Annotated in this window: 5 protein-coding genes; all 5 read right to left on the bottom strand. The window is 40.6% G+C overall.

Annotated elements, in window-relative coordinates; genetic code table 11:
* Positions 1 to 362 precede the first annotated feature (362 nt).
* Positions 363 to 1,016, bottom strand: a complete 654-nt coding sequence (locus EKM65_RS03215; RefSeq protein WP_125605439.1) for a hypothetical protein — start codon at positions 1,014 to 1,016, stop codon at positions 363 to 365.
* Between the two features lie 103 nt (positions 1,017 to 1,119).
* Positions 1,120 to 3,012, bottom strand: coding sequence for an ABC transporter ATP-binding protein (locus tag EKM65_RS03210; RefSeq protein ID WP_125605437.1), 1,893 nt, complete (start codon positions 3,010 to 3,012; stop codon positions 1,120 to 1,122).
* Positions 3,005 to 4,741 (bottom strand): ABC transporter ATP-binding protein, encoded by a 1,737-nt coding sequence (locus tag EKM65_RS03205; RefSeq protein ID WP_125605435.1) that lies wholly within the window; start codon positions 4,739 to 4,741, stop codon positions 3,005 to 3,007. Before EKM65_RS03205 ends, EKM65_RS03210 begins: the two co-directional genes overlap by 8 nt.
* Positions 4,734 to 5,414, bottom strand: coding sequence for a TetR/AcrR family transcriptional regulator (locus EKM65_RS03200; protein WP_125605433.1), 681 nt, complete (start codon positions 5,412 to 5,414; stop codon positions 4,734 to 4,736). Before EKM65_RS03200 ends, EKM65_RS03205 begins: the two co-directional genes overlap by 8 nt.
* Positions 5,415 to 5,629: 215 nt before the next feature.
* The gene (mgtA, locus tag EKM65_RS03195; protein ID WP_125605431.1) at positions 5,630 to 8,263 is read right to left on the bottom strand and encodes a magnesium-translocating P-type ATPase; all 2,634 of its coding nucleotides are present in this window, start codon (positions 8,261 to 8,263) and stop codon (positions 5,630 to 5,632) included.
* Positions 8,264 to 8,872 lie beyond the last annotated feature (609 nt).

Genomic DNA, 8,872 nt, shown 5'->3' with positions numbered 1-8,872 from the left:
TATTTTCAATTAAATTACTTGCCATCAGTTGCTTGTAGCACGTTTCGGCTCAAATCGACGCCCACTACGTTCCAGCGACTAGTATTTATTTTCCACCACGACACTTGCACGTTCCATACACAACTTTTGTGTAGACGTTGACGGACGAGTGATTGAACCAACGTAAATCTTTTCAAAAATACAATTTTACAGTTAAGACGCACTAACACACTTTTGTCAGTAGTGGAGGGAAATCACGGTCAGCAGCGTATTTTCTGGAGACACGAAGAACAGCAACATAACAGTTCTAGGACCTAAGTACAAAAAAAGAGTTGACGCGAATTTAATCTACGTCAACTCTTTAGTTTACTTATTAAGATGAATTACTTCTTAACCAAATACATATACAACCCTTTATCAGAGAAATTCGTTTCAAAGGTAACACCTTTGTTGTGAATGTTATCAACGGTTGTTTGGCCGTTCTGAGCATCCTTAGCGAGTTTCTGATAATCCTTCAAGACTTGCTTACCATCAGCGCCAACAGCACTAGAAAGTACAATCAACCGCATTGCAAAGTCCTTCATCTTCGCTTTGTTCTTCATATACTTAACCGGAAAAACATAAGCGATGCCGACGACTTGTTGGTTTTGAACATTAGCGCGAATACGAATGCCATCTTTCTTGTATAAATCAACCAACCCGTTTTTTTGCGTCGTTGGCAACGGATCTGCCACAACTTTCATTTGTTGGTTAATCAGATTATATTTCATGGCGAATTCTGGATAGCTCGCCAAAACTTTCGTCTTCTTAACACTAACTTTCTTAGTCGTTGTCTTGCCGGACTTCTTAGCCTTAACAGTGACTGTCGTCTTCTTTAATTGACCGGGAACTTGAATAACAAAGGTACCATCATTATTAGCACCCTTTTGAACCGCACCGTCACCAATTTGATAAGTGACTTGAGCATTTTTACTAACAGTACCTTTCACAACTGCAACCAGTCCGTTGGTTGAATAGGCAGATTTAGTCGGGTTCAATTTAACCGAACTACTTTAACATCCAGCTAAAACAGCTGCACTACCCACAACTAAGGCTAGACTGGCGATTAATTTTTTAATTTTCATTTTATTTTCCTCCAGTCTAAATTGCAACGTTGCCTGAGAACTGCGAGTTATACAAGTCAGCGTAAAAACCATTCTGAGCCATTAACTGGTCATGTGTTCCGGTCTCAACAATTGAACCGTGATTCATCACTAGGATGTTATCAGCATCGCGAATTGTTGAAAGACGATGGGCAACGACGAAGCTTGTCCGCCCTTTCAATAAACGACTCATCGCATGTTGAATATGCATTTCTGTCCGTGTATCAACTGATGAAGTGGCTTCATCAAGGATCAGAATTTCGGGATCAGCAACAAAGGCCCGAGCAATTGTCAATAATTGGCGTTGACCTTGCGAGATGTTAGACGCCTCTTCATTCAGAATCGTGTTATAACCATCAGGTAACTGCCGAACAAATTCATCAACATGAGCAGCTTTGGCAGCGGCGATAACTTCCTCACGCGTTGCATCTTCACGACCATACTTCAAGTTGTCGTAAATTGTTCCTGTGAATAACCAAGTATCCTGCAAAACCATAGCAAAGTGGCGTCGTAAATCATCACGCGTCATGTTGCGGGTATCCGTGCCTTTCAAACGAATTGAACCGTCACTAACGTCGTAGAAACGTTCCAACAAGTTAATAATCGTCGTTTTACCAGCGCCAGTTGGCCCAACAATCGCCACCATCTCGCCAGGTTTAACATTCAAGTTGTAATCAGTCAACAATAAATCTTTACCTTGATAACCGAATTGAACGTGATCCATCGTTAAGATATCGGCAGTATTTCGATCATCCACCACATCAACATGAGGATTAACCATATCTGACTCGTCAAAAACTTCAAAAATACGTTCTGCAGAAGCAACCGTTGCCTGAATCGTGTTGGCCAGGTTAGCAAGCTGTGAAATCGGTTGTGAGAACTGCTGCGTGTATTGTAAGAAAGCCTGAACATCACCTAACGTCATATTACCGTTGGCAACTTTAACACCCCCAAGCACAGCAACAAAGACATAACCTAAGTTGTTAACAAACGTCATTAATGGCATGATCAAGCCAGAAATCATTTGTGCTTTCCATGCAGAGGCATAAAGCTTTTCGTTCTCTTTTTCGAAAACATTAATGGCCGTTGCTTCATGATTGAAACTACGATTAACAATGTGGCCGGCATAGTTCTCTTCTACTTGATCATTGAGTAATCCTAAGCTCTTCTGTTGTGCAGCAAAGTATTTCTGCGAACGTGGTGCAACCACACCGACAACGATCAAACTCAACGGAATCGTAGCGATTGCCAACAAAGTTAATTGCCAACTAATCGTTAACATCATCCATAAAGTTCCGATAAACATCACAGTACTGGTGATCATCTGCGTCAAACTTTGTTGCAAGGTACCCGCGATATTATCCATATCGTTGATTGCCCGTGACATGATATCACCATTTGAATGTGTATCGTAGTAATTGATTGGTAAAGTCTGCATTTTTTCTTTCATTTGTTTACGCAGACGATAAACGGTATCCTGTGAAACTCGCGTCATGACGAACTGCATGACGAAGTTCAATAATGCTGACGCTAAATACATAAAGATAACTGTGATGACAATTTCTTGGATCTTATCAAAGTTGACTGGATATTGATTCATGGCGATGCCGGCCTTTTGGTTAGCCTCACCACGCATCACGCCCTTAAAGATTTCCGTTGTTGCTTTACCTAAAATCTTAGGCGTTTGAACTTGTAGAACTTGTGACGCAATGGCAAAAATCATGACAATGACTAAAGCCACACTATATTTGGACATGTAACCGAATAAACGGCGCGTTGTACCCCAGAAGTTCTTAGGCTTATCACCAGGCATGGCCATGCCTGGACCGCCAGGACCGTGACCGCCTGCTGGACGAGTTGGACGATTAGTTCTTTCTGATTGCTCACTCATTCGGTTCATCCCCTTCCTTAATTTGTGATTCAACAATTTCACGATAAGTTTCGTTATTCGCTTTTAACTCAGTATGTGTGCCTAAGCCGACCATCTTACCGTCATCTAAGACAATAATCTGATCTGCATCAGCAACGGTTGAAACCCGTTGTCCAACAATCACAACGACTGCCTTTTGGATCATTTCATCTTCACGTAATGCCTTACGCAAATTCGCATCAGTCTTGAAATCTAAAGCTGAGAAAGAATCATCGAAGACATAAATAGCAGCCTGTTTAACTAAAGCTCGTGCAATTGCTAAACGTTGCTTTTGACCACCGGAAAAGTTGTTACCACCTTGTTCAACAAACGTATCAAGGCCATCAGATTCTTTAACAAAATCAGCTGATTGGGCAATTTCTAGTGCGTGCCACAAGTCATCATCCGTTGCGTTAGCATTCCCATAAAGTAAGTTCTCACGTAAGGTTCCTTTGAAGAGGACGGCCTTTTGCGGTACTAATGAAATTTGATCTTGTAGTGCATGTTGGTCAACGTCTTTAACATCTAGGCCGTTAACTCTGACCGCACCTGATTCGACATCGTAAAAACGCGGAATCAAGTTAATTAAGGTTGATTTACCCGAACCAGTCCCACCAATAATTGCCAAAATCTGCCCGGCTTTAATATGGGCATCAACACCGGTTAAGGCTGGATCTTCGGCACCATGATAACGGAAGTCAACCTGATCAAAGTCAAGACTAGCTGGTGTACTTTTAGAAAAGTCCTTGGGTTGATTGCTATCTTTAATATCAGATTGCAGATCAAGCACCTTGTTAATCCGATCAGCAGAAGCTTGTCCACGCGGAATGAAAACGAAAACCATCGAGAGCATCATGAAACTCATTAAGATCTGCATAGCGTAAGTCATGAAGGCTAACATATTACCAACAGCCATCGCTTGGTTGGCAATTAAATGACCACCATTCCAGATAATGGCAATGTTTGTGCCACTCATAATTAATGTCATTAACGGAAACATTACCGCCATAATTGAGTAAACCTTGCGCGCATTCTTAGTGTAGTCAACGTTAGCATCATCGAAGCGTTTCTGTTCAAATTTATCACGAACAAATGCCCGAATAACGCGCACGCCAGTTAATCCCTCACGGAAAACCAAGTTCAAACGGTCCGTTTTAGTCTGCATCGCTTTGAATAATGGGACAGCGAAGAACATCACCACACCGACAAAAACAATCATAATGGGAATAACGACGACAAAGATACTAGTTAATTGCGCATCTTTTTGATAGGCCATGAAACTGGCACCAACTAACATGATCGGCGCCATAATCATCATACGTAATGTCATCATCGCCACGTTTTGGATTTGGACCACATCATTAGTCGTTCTAGTAATTAACGAAGAAGTTCCAACTTGATCGAATTCATCGTTCGACATATTCAGAACTTTACGATAAATATCTTGACGTAATTTCTTACCTAAACCCTGTGACGTTTGCGCGGCAAGTAACACATTGCCAAATGAAAAAATAACTGACAAAACCGAAACAACCAGCATTTTCATTCCGGCACTCCAAATATAATTCGTGTCGCCTTTAGCAACACCATAGTTAACTAGATCTGAAGTTAAATTTGGTAAATATAAACTCGTGACGACTTGACCGATCATGAATAAAACAGCAAACAAGACCGCCCAGCTTGAGACGCGTTTTTTGGCAAGTTTAAGCATTCAGTTCCCTCCCCGCATTTTCTTTTAAAACACCATGTTCAAACCAATCAAGTAATAAATCAAACTTATGTTCATAAAGTTCTGGTGTCATCTTTCGTTCTGGATCGCGTTGTGCCATAAAGTAACGGGCAACTGATTGTCCCATGAATCCTAATAACATGTGCAACATCAAATCGAATTCATCTTGGGAAACCCGCAATTTCGAAAAATCTGTTTGATCTTTGATTGATTGTTGCCATTCTGATAGGTGACCCGGTTCGTGACCTTGATGATGAGGATGATGAAATTCACGCTTCAATAAATGCTGATAACCGCGATAGTCCATTTCCATAAAAATATTTTGCAATAAACGTCGATCAATCGTTGTCGATAAAAACTTCAACATTTCATGAAAGGTGATGCTAAAAGCAGCAAATAAATCGCCCTGCTGCTCTTGCAAGTTATTGGATAAAATATCTTTGAAATCTTGACGGAAAGTTTCTAATAAGTAAAAATAAATATCTTCTTTATCTTTAAAGTATTGATAAAAACTGCCGCGGGGAATCTCTGCAAGCTTAATAATATCTGTAATTGTAACTTCAGAATATGGCGCCTGTGAAAAAGCTTCTCGTGCCGCTGCGATAATCTTAACTTGTTTCTCTGCAGGCAAACCTAAAAAAGTTTTACTTGGCATGATAATCCTCCTTCGTTAAAAATTTAATTTCAAAATGAAAGCAAAATAAATGACACTATGTCATGTGACAAAGTGTCATTATAAACCGATTATCTGATAAAATCAACAGGTAGCCTAAATTTTTTAGTACCGTTTTCAATTACCATTTCATTATCTTCATTATACAATTGTGTTGTTTCGATTCGCCGGTCTAAAGTCTGACTTCAATAACTTTTTTACAACAATTCTTTAAACTTACGAACATACAATTGCTTGGCGATTGTAACTAAGATCAAATATGCAATCACTGTTAGCAGTAACCACGGCCAATAAATACCTGGCAGCGCACTTAAACCAATATCTCGACCTAAGAATGTGAAAGGCAGTATGGAACCAAAAATAATTTCCACAGCAGAAGCAATTAACATGGGTTTAGCAGCGGTGCTTTGCAAAAATGGTACTTTAGGTGTCCGCAATGAATGTAAGACTAACGTCTGCGTCCACATCGACTCGACGAACCAACCCGCATGGAATAACGCGGCAAACGCTAATTGCTGTTTTGGCGTTAACGATGTGTACGATCCGCCAATAACCATTGGACAGATCATAAAATACATTAAAGCATAAGTGGTAATATCAAAAATTGAACTCGTCGGTCCAAACCAAAACATAAATTTACCAATGCTATCCGCCGTCCATTGCTTCGGATGTTGCAGGAACTCCGGATCCATTTTATCCCAAGGAATTGATAAACAAGATAAATCGTAGATTAAATTCAATAACAACAATTGAATCGGCAACATCGGTAGAAATGGCAGAAAAAGGCTGGCAGCTAAAACAGAGAACATATTACCAAAATTAGAACTAGTTGTGGCCTTAATATATTTCATCGTGTTGCCAAAAGTTTCGCGACCAACTAGTAATCCAGATTCTAAAACACCTAAATCCTTGTCAGTTAAAATAACATCAGCTGAATCTTTCGCCACATCAACTGCTGTATCAACAGAAATTCCCACATCTGCCGTCTTCATCGCTGGCGCGTCATTAATACCATCGCCCATGAAACCAACAGTGTGACCATTTTGTTTCAATAAACCCATAATTTCTTTTTTCTGTTGCGGATTTAGCTTCACGAAAATTTGATTACGTTCAACAGCCGCCGCCATTTGCGTTTGATCAAGCGAATTTAATTGTTCACCAGTAATTAATGCGGCGTTACCTAAACCCACCTTTTTGGTCATTGCTCTAGTAACGAGTGCATTATCACCAGTCAGTACTTTAACATTAACCTCAAGTTTTTTTAATTCCTTAATCGCTGTCTTGGCACTTTCCTTAGGTGGGTCTAAGAAAGCTAAGTAACCAATTAAGGTCATCTCGTTTTCATCTGTCACGTTAAAATCGGTTTTGGTTGCAACGACCGTTTTTTGCGCCAGGCCAATCACTCGCAAGCCTTGACGATTAAGTGCCGCAACCCGTTGTAAAACTTGTTGGCGCGCATCAATGTCTAACACCTGAACTTGGCCATTAAGCTTAATTTTCGTGGCAACTTCAAGCATCTCTTCAATGGCGCCTTTCGTAATTAACTGAACTTGACCACTCCGAGTGCCAACCACCACACTCATCCGCCGCCGTTGAAAGTCAAAAGGAATTTCATCAACCTTAACAAAGTTCGTCGTCGACAACTTTGCCTGCTCTGCAGCTTGAATAATTGCACCGTCCATTAAATTTTTCAAGCCAGTTTGAAAAGAACTATTTAAATAGGCTGCTTGTAAAATATCAGCATCTTTATGACCGGTACAACTGAGATAGGAATCCAAAACAATTTGATCTTCCGTCAAAGTACCAGTTTTGTCCGTGCAAAGAACATCAATGGCACCAAAGTTTTGAATTGCACTAAGATGTTTAATAATTGTGCCTTTAGCGGCCATTTTTTTAGCACCACGAACTAAATTAGTGGTCACAATCATCGGCAACATTTGCGGCGTTAATCCCACGGCTACTGATAAACCAAACATCAGCGCTTGCGCCCAGTTGCCTTTAGTGAAACCGTTAATAATGATCACTGCCGGCGCCATTAAGGCCATGAATCGAATTAACAATAACGATGTTTTTTTGATGCCAATATCAAAATTAGTCGCCACCGGTTTTTCACCGAGATCTTTGACGACCGCGCCATAAACTGTGTGGTCGCCCGTCGCAATCACAATTGCTTCACCAGTGCCACTAACGACATTGCTCCCCATAAAAACCAAATTAGGATAGCTCGTTTCAGTTGCCGCTTCGGCAACTTCAGTATCGGCTTTTTTCTCAACCGGGTAACTCTCACCGGTTAACGCTGCTTGAGAAATGGTTAAATCTTTGCTAGCTAATAAACGCATATCTGCAGAAATCATGTCGCCGGCAGAAAGTTGAACGCGATCACCACAAACTAAATCGTCCATGTCCACTTCGCAATTTTGACCATCACGCTTCACCGTAATCTTGACTTGAACCAACGATTCCATTTGCGTCGCCGCTTGACTAGAACGCACCGATTGAATCAGCGACATTGTGCCGCTAATAAATACCATGATGATAATAATTCCTACACCAAGCAAACTTTTATCTGCTGGTGCAGCATGAACGTAATCGGTAAAAAATGAAATAACCGCTAAAGCAATCAATACGAGTGTAAATGGCGTGATATACGCCTCAATTGCTTCAACCAACAATGGCGTTTTTTGCTGATAGGTTAACTTATTCCGACCATTTTTTTGACGAGATGCTTTAACTTGTGTGTCTGTTAGCCCACTTTTAGGTGTGTCAAATTTCTGCTCAATTTGCTCACTTGTTGCCCGAGCGAATGAATCGTAATCAATCTTTTTCTTCATTGTGTTTCCTCCTCTTCGTTTAACCAATCTCACGAATCGTGGAAACAAAGGGTTGTCGACAAATGATCGTCACAACACCCAATGCTTCAACAATCAACTGAAAACTGTGACCATCATCCATCAACATCCATCTCCCTTACCTGCTGAATAAAAACCAATCCTGTTAACAACTTTAATGACACAATTTTACCAATGAAATCACACCCTTTCTTTTGTTCATTAGGTCGACACTGAACACCACCGCAAATCACACGTTAAATCTTTCCCATCAGCAGCTAGTTGAAACGTGCTCAAAGCAACTGATGGTGCAAAATTTAAGTGAAAATCTTGCTGCATTTGCATGCATCAATCTTTCCATTTAAATTTAGACCATCAACCCGTTGCCTTTTGCACTCTGAATTTGAAACGTGCTCAAAGCAACTGGCGAAAGTGAATTTAAACGTGAATCTCCTTGCGTTGACACGCAGCGATCTTCCCGTTTAAATTCATACCGCCAACCCGTTGCCTTTCCGCGCTCTGATTTTGAAACGTGCTGCGAAGCAACTGCTGGTACGTAATTTAAATGAAAATCTTGTTGCGTTGACACGCACCAATCTTTCCACTTAAATT

The organism is Lapidilactobacillus bayanensis, from assembly GCF_003946695.1.
GTDB classification, from domain to species: Bacteria; Bacillota; Bacilli; order Lactobacillales; family Lactobacillaceae; genus Lapidilactobacillus; species Lapidilactobacillus bayanensis.
Note: the sequence above shows the minus strand (reverse complement) of the source record. Positions and strands in the feature narration are given on the sequence as shown.